A 17289-nucleotide genomic window follows, 5' to 3' on the forward strand; every position below is an offset into this window, starting at 1 on the left:
GCTCGGCACAAGGCTGTGGGTCAGGGATCAGGCAGTAAGGATTAGCGCGCCCTCCGACAGCCCTTGCTCCAGGTCCCCGTGGGCCCTGGCCGCTTCGGCCAGCGGGTAGCGACGCCAGACCCGAGGCTGGATGATACCCTCCGCGACCGCCGCCAGCACATCGTCGGCGCGCTGCTGGTACTCGTCGACCGTGCGGGTGTGTGCCGCCAGCGACGGCCGGGTCAGGTACAGCGAGCCCTTGGCGTTGAGCGTGGCAACCTCGATGGCCGCCGGCGCGCCGGAGGTGCCGCCAAACGACACCAGCAAGCCACGCACCCGCAGGCTGTCCAGCGAGGCTTGCAGCGACACCTTGCCGACACAGTCATAGGCCACGTCCACGCCCTGGCCCTGGGTCAGCTCGCGGACCTGGCCGGCCAAGGTTGTAGCGTCGAACACCAGCACATGGTGGCAACCCGCTGCCTGCGCCCTTGCCACGCTCTGCGGGCGTGATACCACGCCGATCACCGTCGCCCCCAGGTGCCTCGCCCAGGGCGCCATCAGCTGGCCCAAGGCACCGGCGGCACCGTACAACAGCACCTGGCTACCGGGGCCCACGGCATAGGTAGTCTTCAGCAAGTACTGCGCGGTGATGCCCTTGAACAGCACGGCGGCGGCGGCCTGGTCATCCAGCTGAGGCGGCAGCTTGACCAGACGCTCGGCCGGGTACAGGCGGCCACTGGCGTAACCGCCAACCGGGCCCATGGCGTAGGCGACCCGGTCACCCACCTGCACGTCATGTACCCCTTCGCCGACGGCAGCGACCCGCCCAGCCCCTTCCAGCCCCAGCCCGGAAGGCAGGTCCAGAGGGGCGCCGCCCTTGCGCTGCAACAAGTCGAGCGGGTTGACCCCCATGGCCGTCTGCTCCAGCCAGACCTGGCCGGGCCCAGGGGCTTGTGCTTGCAAGTGTTCAAGATGCATGACATCGGCACTGCCGGTGCTGTTGAGAACGATGCGGGTAGCCATGATCGAATCCTGTTGGATGGGTGTTCGAGTCAGGCTAAACAGGCAGCAAAAGTTGAACAATCAGGCGGGATGCAGATGATTTCTGCACCCCTTGCAGCAGGGACCCCCATGAAACGGGTTGCGAGTATAACCCCAACGACTGACACGGTCCTTGTAGGGCGGCCTTGTGTCGCGATGGGGCGCGAAGCGGCCCCAGGTTTTCAGCTTCGAGCAAAGTTTGTCGGGGCCGCTGCGCGGCCCATCGCGACACAAGGCCGCTCCTACAGGGACCGCGCCAGCTTTGGGTATTTGTTAAGCTGATCAAAACCGTAGGAGATGGCCAAGACCATTCGCACCATGGATGAATTACGCAAGATCGACCTCAACCTGCTGCTCGCCCTGCACGCCCTGCTGACCGAAAAGCACGTGACTCGCGCCGCCCTGCGCCTGCACCGCAGCCAACCGGCGGTAAGCCACGCCCTGGCGCAGTTGCGCAAGCACTTCGACGACCCCTTGCTGGTGCGCCAGAACGGCCGCATGGCCTTGACCGCTCGCGCCCAATCGCTGGCCAAACCGCTGCACGACGCCCTGGGCAACCTCAACGGCCTGCTGGCTGCCCCACAGTTCGAACCGGCCAAGGCCCAGCGGCGCTTCAGGCTCTCGCTGTCCGATTATTCCTCGCGGATCATCCTGCCACCCCTGCTGCGCCATCTGCGCCAGGTCGCGCCCGGGGTGGACCTGGCCATCAGCCAGGCCAGCCGCGAAACCATGCTGGCGCAGTTGCTCGATGGTGAACTGGACCTGGCCCTGGGCATCTTCCCCGACCTGCCCCTGGCCATCACTGCACAGCCGCTGTTCACCGACAGCTTCATCAGCGTTGCCGACCGCCAGGTGCTGCCGGCCAGCGGCGGCCTGGCCCTGGACGACTGGCTGGCCCGTCCGCATGTGCTGATGGCCATGCAGCCGGATGCCTTCGATGAAATCGAACGCGCCCTGGCCGCGCAAGGCCTGCGTCGGCGGATTGCCCTGGCCTTGCCGCACTGGAGTGCGGCGGTGGATGTGCTGGCCGGTACCGACCTGATCCTGACCGTGGCCAGCCGCGCGGTGGGCTCGCTGCACCAGCACAGGGCATTGCGCCGGTTCGAGCCGCCACTGGCGATTCCTTCGTTCGATTACCAGCAAGCCTGGCACAGCCGCAAGGACGACGACCCCGGGCATCGCTGGCTGCGGGAGACCGTGTGGGCGTGCAGCCAGCCGGGGCGCTGATCAGCCTTCCGGCTGTTTCACCACAGCAGTGGCACTGGCCGGCGTGCCTGCTGCCCAGGTGCCCTGCACCAGCAGCACGCCGCAGAGGATCAGCAGCACACCTGCCAACCTGGCCAGGTTGAGCGGCTTGCCCCCCAGCCCCATCACTCCGAAGTGGTCTGCGACCACCGCCGTGATGATCTGCCCTGCCACCACCAGCACCAGGAAACCCGCTGCGCCCAGCCTGGGGGTGAGCGCAGCGGCACCGGCCACGTACAGCGCCCCCAGCACACCGCCAACCCACAGCCACCAGGGCCCCTGCAGGGCTTTGCCCATGTCCGGCGCCGGCACCCTCAGGACCAGCAACGCGACGATCACCACCAGCGAACTAACCGTCAATGACGTGAACGCGCCCCACAACCAATGCCCCAGCGCCCGACCTACGGCGGCATTACCCGCAGCCTGGAACGGCAGCACGGCACCGGCAAGCAACGCCAGGGCAAAGGGAAGCGCCAGAAGGCACAAGGTCTTGCTGAACATGGCAGTCCTCATTCGTGACATATGTTCAGGCAATGATCGGAAAATTCCCTTTATCCATGGAAATCGAAAGTGTGCACGTACTTTATTCACCACATGGATACACGATCCACAGGTGCCGCGCAGTGAAGCCTGAGCCGTATCTATGGGAGCAACTGTCTTGCTCAAATTCCAGAAGTTGGCGCGATCTCTGTGGGAGCGGCCTTGTGTCGCGAATGGGCTGCAAAGCAGCCCCAGCAATTTCAACTGTTGCGCATCAATCCGGGGGCCGCGATGCGGCCCTTTCGCGACACAAGGCCGCTCCCACAGTTACCGCGACAACCTCGAGAGCAACGCGCTACCTGGACTGCGCCAATGAATGGTCAGCGCGAGGTTTCGACGCGCAGCACTTCGGTGTAGATCGCGTCGACCGTCTGGCCGACCTTGAGGTTCTTCATGCGTGCCTGCAGGTCAGGGTTCTCGACCTTGACCACCTGCAGCTTGCCCTCCGGCGGCAGCAGGCTCACCTCATGTGCCTTGAGGTCGATCTTCTTGATCTGTGACGTGACCTTGACCTGGCGGAATGCCTCGCCACCCGGGTTGGGGTTGTCTGCCGTGGCGCGGATGGTACCGGACTCTTCAGTCGCCTTCGGCGCCCCGCCTACTTCGGGATTCAGCACATAGGCCACCGCACGGGTCACGTAAATGTCGACCTGGTCACCCACCTTGAGGTTAGGCAGCGCCTTGGCCTTTTCCGTGAGCTGGAAGGTCACATCCTTCTTTTCATCAGGGCCTTTCACCGTGACCTGCCGGTTGGCCAGGTCGATGGCCGTGACCTGCGTGGTGACGTGGCTCTCCAGCGCCTCGCTGCCAATGGGAATACCGGCCGCCTGCACCGTGAAGCTGGCGGTGGACGCCAGAGTGGCAAGGGCAACGGCACGAACGAGGGAACGAATCGGATTCATAGGCCTGCTTCCATGTAATCAAGACCGGATAGGTGCGTGAAATGCTCACGCGCCAACAAGCATAGCCGTTACCTGCCGCCTTGCCGGCCCTCTTTTCCCGCGACGCATCTCGTCGCTTTTCCGCCATCCGCACCCTTGCAACAGCAAATGCGAATTCTTTACACTTGATTTACATTTACAAATCATTACTATTCGTGACCTCCAAATACAACAAAGAGTCACCTGTAATGGCAAAAAAGTCTGTTGCCCCAGCATCCATTTCCATGCTGGGCCTGCTGGTTGTGCCTGCTGTTCATGCGGCCGTTCAACCTGAATCGCAGGGTTCCCTCGCCTTGCCCGCCACTGCCGTCACCAGCGCCTACGAGCAGCAAAGCTACAAGGCCAGCGAAAGCCGCAGCGCCATGAAGATCGACGCCCCGCTGCGCGACATCCCGCAAACCGTCAACGTCGTGCCCGAAAGCGTGATCAAGGACCAGGGCGCGCAGTCCATGGAAGATGTGTTGAAGAACGTGCCCGGCGTCGGCCTGTCCAACGGCGACGGCCAGCGCGACCAGGTGACCATTCGCGGCTTCAGCGCCATTGGCGACATGTACATCGACGGCGTGCGCGACGACGCCCTGTACTTCCGTGACCTGTCCAACATCGAGCGGGTCGAGGTGATCAAGGGCCCTGCCGCCGTGCTGTACGGCCGTGGCTCTTCGGGCGGCCTGATCAACAGCATCAGCAAGAAGCCGAGCTTCACGCCCAAGCGTGAAGTCGGCATGAGCTTCGACAGCGAAGGCAAGCGCCGCACCCAGTTCGACACCGGCTGGGCCGACCCGCAAAGCAACCAGGCCTACCGCGTGACCGGTGCCTTCGAGGACAGCGACACCTTCCGCGACGATGGCTACATCGACCGCAAGGCCATCGCGCCATCGGCCTACTTCCGCCTCTCCGACGACCTGGAACTGAACCTGGGCGCCACCTACCTGTACGACAAGCGCCTGATCGACTTTGGTATCCCTGCCCTTGGCAACCGCCCGGTAGATGTGGACCGCGACAAGCGCTTCGGCTCCGGCGATGCCGACCAGGACTACGCCCGCAGCGAGGTGTTCTCGCTGACTGCGAGCCTTGATTACCGCATCAATGACGACTTCACCCTGACCAACACCAGCCGTTACTACCGCTACGACCTGGACCGCAACAACACCTTGGCCGACAGCAGCCCGACGCGATTCGTCACCGCGCCCAACGGCGAACTGCTGGTCAAGCTCAACCGCGGCAACGTCGCCCGCGACGAGTACGGCGTGTTCAACCAGACCGAGCTCAAGCAACAGGCGCAGCTTGCCGGTATGCAGCACAACCTGCTGTATGGCGTGGAAGTGGGCTTCCAGGACAAGCACCAGCGAGTGCTGAGCCAGAACAACGTGGCCCAGGTGCCGGTGTACCGCGACGCCTTGGTGCCGGTACCGGAACATGCCGCCAACCTGTCGTCCAAAGGCACCAACTTCCAGCAGACCACTGGCCTGTATGTGCAGGACATGATCGAACTGAACGAACACTGGAAGGCCTTGGTCGGTGTGCGTTACGACATCTTTGGCCAGGAATACGACGATGACCGCGCGCAGAACGTGGACCTCGACCGTACCGACAAGACCTGGAGCCCGCGTGCCGGCCTGGTCTACCAACCGGATAACATCCAGTCCTACTATGTGTCGGTCAGCCGCAGCTACCAGCCTTCGGGCGAAGTGTTCGCGGTCAGCCCGACCAACCAGCACCTGGAGCCGGAAGAAACCACCAACTACGAAATCGGCGCCAAATGGGACCTGCTCGACAGCCGCCTGTCGGTGACCGCAGCGGTATTCCGCCTCGAGCGCACCAACATGAAAACCGCCGACCCTGCCAACCCCAACCTGACCGTGCTGGCCGGCGAACAGCGCACCGACGGCTTCGAAGCCACCGTCAGCGGGCAGCTCACGGACAAGTGGCAGATCTACGCCGGCTACGCCTACCTGGATGCCGAAATCACCAAGTCCAACAGCAAGACCAACGGCGTGGCCAACGAAGGCCAGACCCCTACCCTGACGCCGCGTAACAGCGCCAACGTCTGGCTGGTGCGTACCCTGACCCCGCAATGGCGGGTGGCCGCCGGCGCCAACTACGTCGACGAGCGCTACACCGCACTCGACAACGTGGTGGTGATGCCGGGCTACACCACCTTCGACGCCGCGCTGCTGTACAGCGTGCCGCAGTGGGATGCCGCGCTGCGCCTGAAGAACGTGTTCGACCGCGACTACTATGCCTCCGCGCACGGTTCGGTGAACCTGATCACCCCGGGTGCACCGCGTACGCTGGAAGCCAGCTTCAACTACCGGTTCTGATCATTGCGCCAGGCGCAAGGCCTTGCCAGGGTGCAAAGGCCTTGCGCTGCTTATCTGGTGCAACGCAAGCGTTCACCGCTTCGCTTGAATGCAATATCCTGCACAGTGCATGGCACCGGCTTTGCCGGTGTTCGCGGCGGTTTATCACCTCGATAAACCCGCCCCCACAGGGACAGCACCTTGCTCGCAATTGCAGAGTCCTGCCCTCGGTAAGGAAAGCATTATGAGCAGTAAACCGACTCGCCCCTACGCATCATGGACGCTGGCCACACTGCTCGCCTTCAGCCTGGCGCTCACCGCCGGCTGTTCCAGCAAAGCCGGCAAGGTCCGGTATGCGACGCCCGCAACAGGCTCCAACTGTTTCGCCAAAGCCGTGCCCACCACCGGCGAAGGCGGCCTCGCGTGGGGCAATACGCTGAGTATTGCCCGGCAAAAATCGCTGAACAACTGCGTGCGCTATGCAAGCCGGTCAGGGGGCACACCGAAGACTTGCCAGGTGGTGATGGCCAAGTGCAAGAATTGAGCGCTTGGCCCGTGGGTTCAACCTCGAATGATCACCACTTCAAGGTATTCACTCGGCACCACCAACGACGACTCGCCCCCCACATTGCTTTCATTCAACAATTGCGTCAGATTCCGCTCCAGCGCCTCCGCCGCCTCCGGTTCCAGCGAGGCAAACGCCTTGTGCACCGGCCCGTACCAGGTGCGGAACACCTCGATGAAATGCGCCGCCGAGCGATAGCGGAAGTTGAAGTGCTGGCGGTTGACTTTCAATTCGCCCAGCGCGCCCTCGAACATCCCGCGCAACTGCTCTTCATCACCCCAGCGCGAGGGCGGTAGAGCCCCGGCTGGTGGCGGTACGTGCCGCCCGAGGGTCTTGAACATCTGCCCGACGAAGCCTTGCGGGGTCCAGTTGGCCAGCCCGATGCGGCCGCCGGGCCGGCACACTCGAGCCAACTCGCGCGCAGCCTGGGCCTGGTCGGGGGCAAACATGACGCCGAAAGTGGAAAGCACGGCATCGAAGGTGCCGTCGGCAAACGGCAAGGCTTCGGCATCGGCAGTCTGGAACACCACGTTGAGGTGCTCGGCCCGCGCCCGTTCTTCACCGCGCTTGAGCAGTTCGGGCACATAGTCGGTGGAAGTGACCCGGCAACCGCGCCGGGCGGCGGCCAGGGTGGCATTGCCGTTGCCGGCGGCGACGTCCAGTACCTGCTCATCCCAGCGCAGGTCACAGGCTTCTGCCAGGCGCTCGCCAACCAGTTGCAGGGTTGTGCCGATTACCGCGTAGTCGCCACTGGCCCATGCAGCTTGCTGGCGGGCTTTGAGGGCATTGGTATCCAAAGGGGTGCTCATGGTCTGCGCCTTCTTGTCGTGCGCGGCCGAGGTCCTTCTGGCGGTCAACGCGCCATGGATTCAGGGGATGGGAACAAAACGCTACGCGCCTGGCAGGCGAAGCGGCAAGAAATAATAAGCGGTGAAGCAAGATCGATTTGGTGTAAACACCAGCGATGAAAGACCTATGAGCTCTATTGGCTCATGCTACCCCTGTGGGAGCGGCCTTGTGTCGCGAAAGGGCCGCACAGCGGCCCCAGCAATATTCGCGTCACCGCAGAAATCCTGGGGCTGCTACGCAGCCCTTTCGCGACATAAGGCCGCTCCCACAAGGCTTGTTCTGCGAGGGAAAGAATACCTGTCAGATATCAGGCGAACTTGGCCCGGGCCGCGTGCAGCTTCTTGTAGCTTTCGATCAGGCGCAGGTGGCGGTCGAGGCCTTCGAGCTTCATGCTGGTCGGGGTCAGGCCATGGAAGCGCACGCTGCCGTCTACCGAACCCAGCACCGCGTCCATGCGCGGGTTACCGAACATGCGGCGGAAGTTGGCTTCGTAGTCGTCCATTTCCAGTTCATCGTCCAGCAGCACTTCCAGCACCACGTTCAGCGCCTGGTAGAACAGGCCACGCTCGACGGTGTTGTCGTTGAACTGCAGGAACGCCTCGACCAGTTCCTTGGCTTCCTCGAAGCGCTGTACCGCCAGGCAGATCAGCAACTTCAACTCGAGAATGGTCAGCTGGCCCCACACCGTGTTCTCGTCGAACTCCACGCCGATCAGCGTGGTGATGGTGGTGTAGTCATCCACATCGCAGTTGTCCAGGCGCTTGAGCAGCAGCTTGAGGGAACGGTTGTCCAGGCTGTGCAGGTTGAGGATGTCGGCGCGGAACGACAAGGCGCGGTTGGTGTTGTCCCAGATCAGGTCCTCGACCGGGTAGATCTCCGAGTAACCCGGCACCAGGATGCGGCAGGCAGTGGCACCGAGGTTGTCGTACACCGCCATGTACACTTCCTTGCCCAGGTCTTCGAGGATGCCGAACAGAGTCGCGGCTTCCTGCACGTTGGAATCCTCGCCGTGGCCGGAGAAGTCCCACTCGACGAACTCGAAGTCGGCCTTGGCACTGAAGAAGCGCCACGACACCACGCCGCTGGAGTCGATGAAGTGTTCGACGAAGTTGTTCGGCTCGGTCAGCGCGTGGCTTTCGAAGGTCGGTTGCGGCAGGTCGTTCAAGCCTTCGAAGCTGCGGCCCTGCAGCAGTTCGGTGAGGCTGCGCTCCAGCGCCACTTCCAGGCTCGGATGGGCACCGAACGATGCGAACACGCCGCCGGTGCGCGGGTTCATCAAGGTCACGCACATCACCGGGAACTCGCCCCCCAGCGACGCATCCTTGACCAGCACCGGGAAGCCCTGCTCCTCCAGGCCCTGGATGCCGGCGACAATGGCCGGGTACTTGGCCAGCACCTCCTGCGGCACATCCGGCAGGCACAGCTCGCCTTCGAGGATTTCGCGCTTCACCGCGCGCTCGAAGATTTCCGACAGGCACTGCACCTGCGCCTCGGCCAGGGTGTTGCCGGCGCTCATGCCGTTGCTGAGGAACAGGTTTTCGATCAGGTTGGACGGGAAGTACACCACCTGCTGGTCGGACTGGCGCACGAACGGCAACGAGCAGATGCCGCGCGCGGTATTGCCCGAGTTGGTGTCGTACAGGTGCGAGCCACGCAGCTCACCGTCCGGGTTGTAAATTGCCAGGCAGTGCTCGTCGAGGATTTCGGCTGGCAGCGCATCACGCGAGCCGGGTTTGAACCACTTCTCGTTCGGGTAGTGCACGAACGGCGCGTTGGCCAGGTCCTCGCCCCAGAACTGGTCGTTATAGAAGAAGTTGCAGTTAAGGCGCTCGATGAACTCGCCCAGCGCCGAGGCCAGCGCGGCCTCCTTGGTCGCGCCCTTGCCGTTGGTGAAGCACATCGGCGACTGGGCGTCGCGCACATGCAGCGACCACACATTGGGCACGATGTTGCGCCACGAGGCGATCTCGATCTTCATCCCCAGCCCGGCGAGGATGCCCGACATGTTGGCGATGGTCTGCTCAAGCGGCAGGTCCTTGCCGGCGATGTAAGTGCTGGTGTCCGCCACCGGCATCAGCAGGCCCTGGGCATCGGCATCGAGGTTGTCGACCACTTCGATCACGAACTCGGGGCCGGTCTGCACCACCTTCTTCACCGTGCAACGGTCGATGGAGCGCAGGATGCCCTGGCGGTCCTTCTCGGAAATGTCCTCGGGCAGCTCGACCTGGATCTTGAAGACCTGGTTGTAGCGGTTTTCCGGGTCGACGATGTTGTTCTGCGACAGGCGAATGTTTTCGGTGGGGATGTCGCGGGTCTGGCAGTACAGCTTGACGAAGTAAGCCGCGCACAAGGCCGAAGACGCCAGGAAATAGTCGAACGGCCCCGGCGCCGAGCCATCACCCTTGTAACGGATCGGTTGGTCGGCGATCACCGTGAAGTCATCGAACTTGGCTTCGAGACGGAGATTGTCGAGAAAATTGACCTTGATTTCCATGCGGGATTACCGTGATTTAAGCGTGCAAAACGAAATTGGCCGGCATTATCCGGGTTTTTCTGCCGGAAGTCCTGTTTGCCTGTACCGGCCCTATCGCCGGCAAGCCAGCTCCCACAGGAACTGCACATGACTTGCGGTCGATACGGTCGAGGTGGGAGCCGGCTTGCTGGCGATAGGACCGGTACAGACTTGCGTATTCCACCGAATTGCTTGCCTGATCCTCTGAACCTGCCCCGCCAGCAGACCAGCGGTCACCTCGCTGTGCTAGCGTTTCTGCACTGGGGAGCACCGTACTCCCCACTCAGAAGAAACCAAGCGACAGCAACCGTTGACGGGCAGGTGAACCATGGAACTACGCATCAACCAGAAGACCTACCAGGTCGAGGCAGACGCCGACACGCCCCTGCTATGGGTGATCCGCGATGACCTGGGGCTGACCGGCACCAAGTATGGCTGCGGCCTGGCCCAGTGCGGCGCCTGTTCGGTGCTGGTAGACGGCAACGTGGTGCGCGCCTGCGTCACCCCGGTGGCCGGCGTGGTCGGACGCGAGGTGACCACCATCGAGGCGATCGAGGCCGATGCCGTCGGCAAACGGGTGGTCGCGGCCTGGGTCGAGCACCAGGTGGCCCAGTGCGGCTACTGCCAGTCCGGTCAGGTAATGGCGGCCACGGCGCTGCTCAAGCATACGCCCAAGCCCAGTGACGCACAGATCGAAGCAGCCATGGTCAACCTGTGCCGCTGCGGTACCTACAATGCCATCCATGTCGCCATGCATGAGTTGGCCCAAGGGGAGAAGGCCTGATGAACACACCAGTCGATACCCCCGCCGAACTGCTGAAGCTGCAACGGGGCGAAACGGTCAACCTGTCGCGTCGGCGCTTTCTTGCCGGTACGGCTGTCGGTGCTCTGGTGCTGGGTTTCGGCCTGCCCATGGGGTCGGCCCGCGTGCAGGCAGCCGCCGCAGCAACCCCGGAGCGCGGCACCCAGGTGCCGGCGTTTCTGGAGATCCGTCCGGACGGCAAAGTACGCCTGCTCAGCCCGTTCATGGAAGGTGGCCAAGGCCCCTTCACCGCCATGGCGCAGATCGTTGGTGAAGAGCTGGACGTCGACCCGGCCAATTTCGTGGTCGACAGCGCGCCGCCCGGAGAAGCCTATGTAGTGATGGAAAACGGCATGCGCATCACCGGCGGCAGCATGTCGGTGCGCATGAGCTACCCGACCATGCGCCGCCTGGGCGCCCTCGCCCGGGCCATGCTGCTGCAGGCGGGCGCCGAGCAGCTGGGCGTGCCGGTCGAAGAACTCTCCACCACACCGGGTCATGTAGTACATACCACGACTGGCCGCTCCATCCCCTACGGTGAGCTGGCCGGGCGTGCCATGGACCTGCCGGTGCCGGACCCGGCCAGCGTCAAGCTGCGCGACCCCAGCCAGTTTCGCTGGATCGGCAAACCGGTACGTCGCCTGGATGCCTACGACAAGTCCACCGGCAAGGCTGTGTACAGCATCGATATCAAAGTCGACGGCATGCTCCACGCTGCCGTGCAGCACGCGCCACGCCTGGGCATGACCGTCGGCAGCCTGCGCAACGAAGACCAGGTCAAGGCCATGAAGGGCGTGCATTCGGTGCATCAGTTGCCTGGCGCCGTGGCCGTGGTTGCCGAACGCTGGTGGCACGCCAAGCGCGCGGTCGAAGCCATCCAGGTGGACTGGAAGGAGCCCGCGGCCGACAGCCCGGTACGGCCGATGCCGGCCGACTTTTCCAGCGATGGCTGGCGCGAACACCTGGCCACGGTCACGGGCCCGGCGCGCGACGACGAAAACCAGGGCGATGTGGCCGGCATGCTGGCCAGTGCCAAGACCCAAGTCGAGGCAACCTACCACAACCAGTACCTCAACCACGCCCAGCTGGAACCGCCGTCGGCACTGGCGCGCTTCAACCCGGACGGTACCCTGGAAGTGTGGCTGCCCAACCAGGCGCCAGACATGTTCCGTGACGACATTGCCAAGCGCACCGGCCTGGCCCCGGCGCAGATCATCTTGCACTCGCCGTTGCTGGGCGGTTTCTTTGGTCGCCACTTCCTGTACGACTCGGCCAATCCCTACCCCCAGGCCATTGCCTTGGCCAAGGCGGTCGGCCGGCCGGTGAAACTCATCTGGAGCCGTGAGGAAGAATTCCTCCGCGATGTGCTGCGCCCGGTCGCCGTGGTGAAGTTCCGCGCCGGGCTGGATGCCGACGGCCTGCCGGTGGCCCTCGAAGCAGTGAGCGCCACCGAAGGCCCGACCGAAGCCATCGCTGGCAAGCAAGGCGAGAAGCTCGACCCGACCGCGCTCGAAGGGCTGTCGGGCAAGTCCTACGCGATCGCCAACAAGCGCATCGCGCAGATCTACGTGAAAGGCCCGGCCATGCTCGGCTACTGGCGCTCGGTGGGCAACTCGCTGAACGACTTCTTCTATGAGTCGTTCCTCGACGAACTGGCCGACAAAGGCGGCAAGGACCCGTTCGAACTGCGCCTGCACCTGCTGCGCGACAACCCGCGCCTTACCACCCTGTTGCAGGCCGTCGCCGAGCTTTCCGGCGGCTGGAAGCGTGGGCCGTTCACCGCCGAGGACGGCAGCAAGCGAGCACGTGGCGTGGCCATGGCCTCGCCGTTCGGCTCGGAGGCAGCGGTCATTGCCGAGGTGTCGATCGAGAACGGCCAGGTCAAGGTGCACGACATCTGGCAGGCCATCGACCCGGGCAGCATCGTCAACCCGGCGATCATCGAGCATCAGGTCAACGGCGCCGTCGCCCTGGGCCTGTCGCAGACGCTGCTGGAAGAAGCGGTGTACGTGGATGGCAAGCCGCGCGCGCGCAACTACGACCTGTACCCGATCCTGCCGCCATCGCGGATGGCCAGGGTGCATGTGCGCATTGTCGAGAGCGGGGCGAAGATGGGCGGCATCGGCGAGCCACCGTTGCCCGCGGTGGCACCGGCGGTGGCCAACGCAGTCGCGCAGCTTACCGGCCAGCGAGTGCGCAGCCTGCCATTGAGCCGCCATACCTTCAGCTGAGCAGACAAGGACGCCCCATGACCCATCGTTTCGCAAGAACCGCTGGCTGGCTGGCGCTGCCGTGCCTGGTCGCGGCAGGCCTGCTGGCCTGGTACGTCACCCGCGAGCCCACCTCGCCATTTGCCGATGCGCAGGCCACCGCTGCCGACCCGGCGCTGGTCAGCCGTGGCGAGTACGTAGCCCGCCTCAGCGACTGCGTGGCCTGCCACAGCCTGCCCGACGGCAAACCGTTCGCCGGCGGCCTGGAAATGGCCACCCCGCTGGGCGCGATCCACGCCACCAACATCACTCCCGAGCGCAGCACCGGTATCGGTGACTACAGCCTGGCCGACTTCGACCGTGCCGTCCGCCAGGGCGTCGCGCCGGGTGGCCGGCGGCTGTACCCGGCCATGCCCTACCCTTCCTACGCCAAGCTCAGCGATGACGATGTAAAGGCGCTGTACGCCTTCTTCATGCACGGCGTGCAACCCGTGCAGCAAGCCAACCTTGCCAGCGACATTCCCTGGCCGCTGAACTGGCGCTGGCCCATTGCCGTGTGGAACGGCCTGTTCGCCGCCACCACGCCATACGCCGAGCATGCCGGGCAGGATGCACAGTGGAACCGCGGTGCCTACATCGTCCAGGGCCCTGGCCACTGCGGCAGCTGCCATACCCCGCGCGGCCTGGCCTTCAACGAAAAGGCCCTGGATGACAGCGGCAAGCCGTTCCTTGCTGGTGCCCTGCTCGACGGTTGGTATGCACCGAGCCTGCGTGCCGACCCCAACACCGGGCTGGGGCGCTGGAGCGAGGCCGAGATCGCGCAGTTCCTCAAGACCGGACGCAACCGGCATGCGGTGGTATTCGGCTCGATGACCGAGGCGTTCAACAACTCTACGCAGTTCATGAGTGACGAGGACCTGGCCGCCATTGCCCGCTACCTGAAGTCGCTACCCGGCGACCCGCAACGCGACGGTGCGCCGTGGCAGTACCAGGCCGAATCGACGCCAGCGTGGCTCGACAGGCCTGGGGCGCATACCTATGCAACCCGCTGTGCGTCGTGCCACGGCCTGGACGGCAAGGGCCAGGCCGAATGGATGCCACCCTTGGCCGGCGCCACCTCGGCACTGGCCAGGGAAGACGCATCGGCGATCAATATCACCCTCAATGGTTCGCAGCGGGTGGTGACGGCCGGGTTGCCCGATGCCTATCGCATGCCGGCTTTCCGTGAGCAACTGAGTGACCAGGAAATTGCCGATGTGCTGGGTTTCGTGCGCAGCGCCTGGGGCAACAAGGGTGGCGCGGTGAATGCGCAGGCGGTGGGCAAGTTGCGCGGGCATACCGACCCGGCCAGTAGTAGCCCGATCATTTTGCATATGCGCTGAATTTGGTGGCTGTGCCGGCCTCTTCGCGGGTGAACCCGCTCCCACAGGATTTGCACCGCTCCTAAGACCTGTGCAGTACCTGTGGGAGCGGGTTCACCCGCGAAGAGGCCGGCACACACCCCCCTTGAACATCAGGTTTAATGGAGTCCCCATGGAAAGCATCGACCTGCTGGTCCTGCGCACCACCCGAGACTGGCTCGCCGCCGGCCACCGCACCCTGCTCGCCACGGTCGCCCGCACTTGGGGTTCCTCCCCCCGCCCGGTTGGCTCGATGATGGCTCTGCGCAGCGATGGCCGTGTGGTCGGCAGTGTCTCTGGCGGCTGCATCGAGGACGACCTCATTCACCGCTACACCAGCGCTTACAGCGGCCCCGGCATGCCCGGCGGCCTGCCCCAGGTGGTGCGCTATGGCGTCAGTGCCGACGAGGCCCACCGCTTCGGCCTACCCTGCGGCGGCACCCTCGAACTGGTCCTGGAATTCGCCCCGTCGCTGCCACACCTCGAGCAACTGCTCGCCGGCCTCGACGGCGGCAACCTGGTACGCCGTGGGCTCGATCTGGGCAGCGGCAAAGCCAGCCTCACCGCCACCAGCACGCCCGAACTGTTCAGCTTCGATGGCCGGCACATGCTCAGTACCCTGGGCCCCGGCTACCGCCTGCTGCTGATCGGTGCCGGCGCGCTCGCCGAATACCTGGCGACCATGGCCCTGTTCAATGGCTTCAGCGTTTCACTGTGCGACCCGCGCCCCGAGTACACGGCAGGCTGGAACGTTGCCGGCGTCAACCACCTGGCCGGCATGCCGGACGACGTGGTCCGCGCCTTCGCCCCGGACCTGCGCAGCGCCATCGTCGCTGTCAGCCACGACCCCAAGCTGGACGACCTGGCCCTGCTCGAAGCCCTGCACAGCCCGGCGTTCTATATCGGTGCCATCGGCTCACGGCGCAACAGCCAGCTGCGCCGCGAGCGGCTGATCGAACACTTTGGTGAAAGCGAAGCGTCGTTGCAGCGCCTGCACGGCCCGATCGGCATTTATATCGGTAGCAAGACCCCAGCCGAAATTGCCGTCAGCGTCATGGCCGAGATCCTTGCGGCGAAGAACAATGTCAGCCTGCCCGGCGCGGTCAGCGTGACCCAGGCCAAGGAAGCCAAGCAGCTGGTGCAGCCCCTGTAGGAGCGGCCTTGTGTCGCGATGGGGCGCGAAGCGGCCCCTGTTTTCAGCTTCGCCGCAGATATAGCCGGGGCCGCTGCGCGCCCCATCGCGACACAAGGCCGCTCCTACAAGGGACCGCATACCAGGCTGCAATTTATTGCCACCGCTCCAGGTTTTGCTGCAACAGCTGCTCCGGCAACGCCCCGGCAACGATCTTTTCCATCTCCCTCGCCAGCGCCTCACGCAGCTTCGGCTGGTTACAGGGCGAGTCATGCGACAGCGCCAGGTACAGCCCTTCGCTGGATATCGGTGGCTCCAGCACCTGTACTGTGTCTGCAATCCCCAAGGTGCGCGTCAGCGCCAAGCCGGGATACTGTTCGTACACCACGTAATCGCTGCGCTTGTGCATCAACTTCTCGAATGCCTGCCTGGCACCGGGTACCGCTTCGAGGGTGAGGTTGGCCCGGGCGTAATCGTCGAACTGCTGGCCGTGGCTGTTGTTGACCAGCGTGCCGCCTTTGCGGCCCTTCAGGTCGGCCCATTGCCGGTAGGCAAAGGTATTGTCCTGGCGCACCCAGACAACGCTTGGGGTATGCAGGAATGCCGGGGCAATGAAGTCCATCTGCTGCTGACGGGCCTTGGTCAGGAAATACCCGGCCATCAGGTCGATCCGGCCCGTGCGCACCTCTTCCTGGGCGCGCGACCAAGGCCCGCCATAGACCACCTCGATTTCCAGCCCCAGTTGCTTGCCCAGGTACTTGAGCAGGTCGGCATTGGCACCGATCAGTTGCCGGGGGTTTTGCGGGTCGCGCCACAGGTAGGGGGGGTACTCCGGGTTGCCGGTGGCAGTCAGCCGCCGGCATTCCTCGTGCCCTACCGCCGCCAGCGGCAGCAGCAGGCACGACAACAGCAGCAAAGCGTGGCGAAAGCAGCGCTCGATCATCGACAACCCTCGGCACATGTAACATCCGCAGACCCGGAGCGGTGGCCAAAGGCTGCCACATCCTGTGGTCGACTGCAGCACCCATCTGTGCGTGCTGCAGATAGTCTGGACCATGTATGGCCATCAGGTTGGCCTTTCATCGGTCAGGGGAGCGCCCCTCGGTCTTCAGGCCCCCTGCCGGCGCATCGCCAGGATCGCCGCGCCAAAACCGATGAAGGTCGTGCCCACCACCCTGCTCACCCAGCGCGACAGCGACGGCCGGGTCAGCACGCCCTTGGCCCGTGCCGCCAGCGCGGCATACAGGCTCAGCGAAACCAGCGACAATGCTACGAATATCCCGGTCAGGATCAGGAACTGCGGCAGCAGGGCCGCCCCCTGGTCGATGAACTGCGGGAACAGTGCGGTGAAGAACATGGTCGCCTTGGGGTTGGTCACTGCCGTGAGAAACGCCGACTTGTAAAGTTTAAGCGGCGTGGGCCGGGCCTTGGTCATACCCTCTGCGGCGCCCTGCACCAGCATCGGGCTCTTTTTCAGCAATTGCCGCGCCCCCAGGTAGAACAGGTAGCCCGCCCCTAGGATCTTCACGGCGTTGAACAGTACTTCAGAACTGGCCAGCAGCGCCCCCAAGCCCAGCATGGCGGCTGCCGACAGGCAGAACAGGCCCGAGCCATTGCCCAGCGACGACCAGATCGCGCTGCGTTGGCCATGGGCCAGGCTGTTGTTGATGGCCATCAGTGTGGCTGGGCCAGGGCTGGCGATCGCGATTGCAGCGACCAGGGTAAAAGCGAACAGCGAGTGAGAATCCATTTCAGGCTCGTCAGACAGTCAGG

14 protein-coding genes are annotated in these 17289 nt (G+C 64.2%); 7 read left to right on the forward strand and 7 right to left on the reverse strand.

All coding sequences use genetic code 11. From position 1 onward, the window contains the following. Window positions 1-27 precede the first annotated feature (27 nt). Window positions 28-1002, reverse strand: coding sequence for a quinone oxidoreductase family protein (locus RIN61_RS00755; RefSeq protein WP_112252600.1), 975 nt, complete (start codon window positions 1000-1002; stop codon window positions 28-30). A 336-nt stretch (window positions 1003-1338) separates the two neighbouring features. On the opposite strand from RIN61_RS00755, the gene RIN61_RS00760 reads away from it, so the two are divergent. Next, window positions 1339-2247, forward strand: coding sequence for a LysR family transcriptional regulator (locus tag RIN61_RS00760; RefSeq protein ID WP_112253231.1), 909 nt, complete (start codon window positions 1339-1341; stop codon window positions 2245-2247). On the opposite strand, the gene RIN61_RS00765 is transcribed toward RIN61_RS00760, so the two are convergent. Then, on the reverse strand, window positions 2248-2766 hold the full coding sequence (locus RIN61_RS00765) for a DMT family transporter (RefSeq protein WP_112252601.1): 519 nt from the start codon (window positions 2764-2766) through the stop codon (window positions 2248-2250). 359 nt (window positions 2767-3125) lie between these two features. Continuing rightward, on the reverse strand, window positions 3126-3707 hold the full coding sequence (locus RIN61_RS00770; protein WP_112252602.1) for a hypothetical protein: 582 nt from the start codon (window positions 3705-3707) through the stop codon (window positions 3126-3128). 227 nt (window positions 3708-3934) lie between these two features. On the opposite strand from RIN61_RS00770, the gene RIN61_RS00775 reads away from it, so the two are divergent. Beyond that, on the forward strand, window positions 3935-6067 hold the full coding sequence (locus tag RIN61_RS00775) for a TonB-dependent receptor (protein WP_181457347.1): 2133 nt from the start codon (window positions 3935-3937) through the stop codon (window positions 6065-6067). Window positions 6068-6290: 223 nt separating this feature from the next. After that, window positions 6291-6590, forward strand: a complete 300-nt coding sequence (locus RIN61_RS00780; protein WP_112252604.1) for a hypothetical protein — start codon at window positions 6291-6293, stop codon at window positions 6588-6590. Window positions 6591-6607: 17 nt separating this feature from the next. On the opposite strand, the gene RIN61_RS00785 is transcribed toward RIN61_RS00780, so the two are convergent. Both RIN61_RS00785 and RIN61_RS00790 read right to left on the reverse strand, forming a co-directional pair. Then, complete coding sequence (locus tag RIN61_RS00785; RefSeq protein ID WP_112252605.1) at window positions 6608-7420, reverse strand: class I SAM-dependent methyltransferase; 813 nt, start codon at window positions 7418-7420, stop codon at window positions 6608-6610. A 347-nt stretch (window positions 7421-7767) separates the two neighbouring features. Beyond that, on the reverse strand, window positions 7768-9954 hold the full coding sequence (locus tag RIN61_RS00790) for an OsmC domain/YcaO domain-containing protein (protein WP_313855287.1): 2187 nt from the start codon (window positions 9952-9954) through the stop codon (window positions 7768-7770). Window positions 9955-10300: 346 nt separating this feature from the next. On the opposite strand from RIN61_RS00790, the gene RIN61_RS00795 reads away from it, so the two are divergent. The 4 genes from RIN61_RS00795 (at window position 10301) to RIN61_RS00810 (ending at window position 15537) form a co-directional block, all read left to right on the forward strand. After that, window positions 10301-10756, forward strand: coding sequence for a (2Fe-2S)-binding protein (locus RIN61_RS00795; RefSeq protein WP_112252607.1), 456 nt, complete (start codon window positions 10301-10303; stop codon window positions 10754-10756). Next, window positions 10756-13005 carry a xanthine dehydrogenase family protein molybdopterin-binding subunit gene (locus RIN61_RS00800; protein WP_112252608.1) on the forward strand — a complete coding sequence of 750 codons (2250 nt, stop codon included), beginning with the start codon at window positions 10756-10758 and terminating at the stop codon, window positions 13003-13005. The genes RIN61_RS00795 and RIN61_RS00800 overlap by 1 nt, the downstream gene beginning before the upstream one ends. A 17-nt stretch (window positions 13006-13022) precedes the next feature. Next, window positions 13023-14366: a c-type cytochrome gene (locus RIN61_RS00805; protein ID WP_112252609.1), complete on the forward strand. Its 1344-nt coding sequence runs from the start codon at window positions 13023-13025 to the stop codon at window positions 14364-14366. 151 nt (window positions 14367-14517) lie between these two features. Further along, window positions 14518-15537 carry an XdhC family protein gene (locus RIN61_RS00810; protein WP_313855290.1) on the forward strand — a complete coding sequence of 340 codons (1020 nt, stop codon included), beginning with the start codon at window positions 14518-14520 and terminating at the stop codon, window positions 15535-15537. Between the two features lie 133 nt (window positions 15538-15670). Here RIN61_RS00810 and RIN61_RS00815 read toward each other — a convergent pair whose 3' ends face one another. Together RIN61_RS00815 and RIN61_RS00820 are read right to left on the reverse strand one after the other, a co-directional pair. Next, a complete protein-coding gene (locus tag RIN61_RS00815) occupies window positions 15671-16459 on the reverse strand; it encodes a substrate-binding periplasmic protein (RefSeq protein ID WP_112252611.1) in 789 nt (262 codons plus the stop codon). Between the two features lie 165 nt (window positions 16460-16624). Continuing rightward, entirely contained in the window at window positions 16625-17266 is a 642-nt protein-coding gene (locus RIN61_RS00820) for a LysE family translocator (RefSeq protein ID WP_112252612.1), read from the reverse strand. Between the last annotated feature and the right edge of the window lie 23 nt (window positions 17267-17289).

Source organism: Pseudomonas inefficax, from assembly GCF_032164165.1.
GTDB lineage: Bacteria > Pseudomonadota > Gammaproteobacteria > Pseudomonadales > Pseudomonadaceae > Aquipseudomonas > Aquipseudomonas inefficax.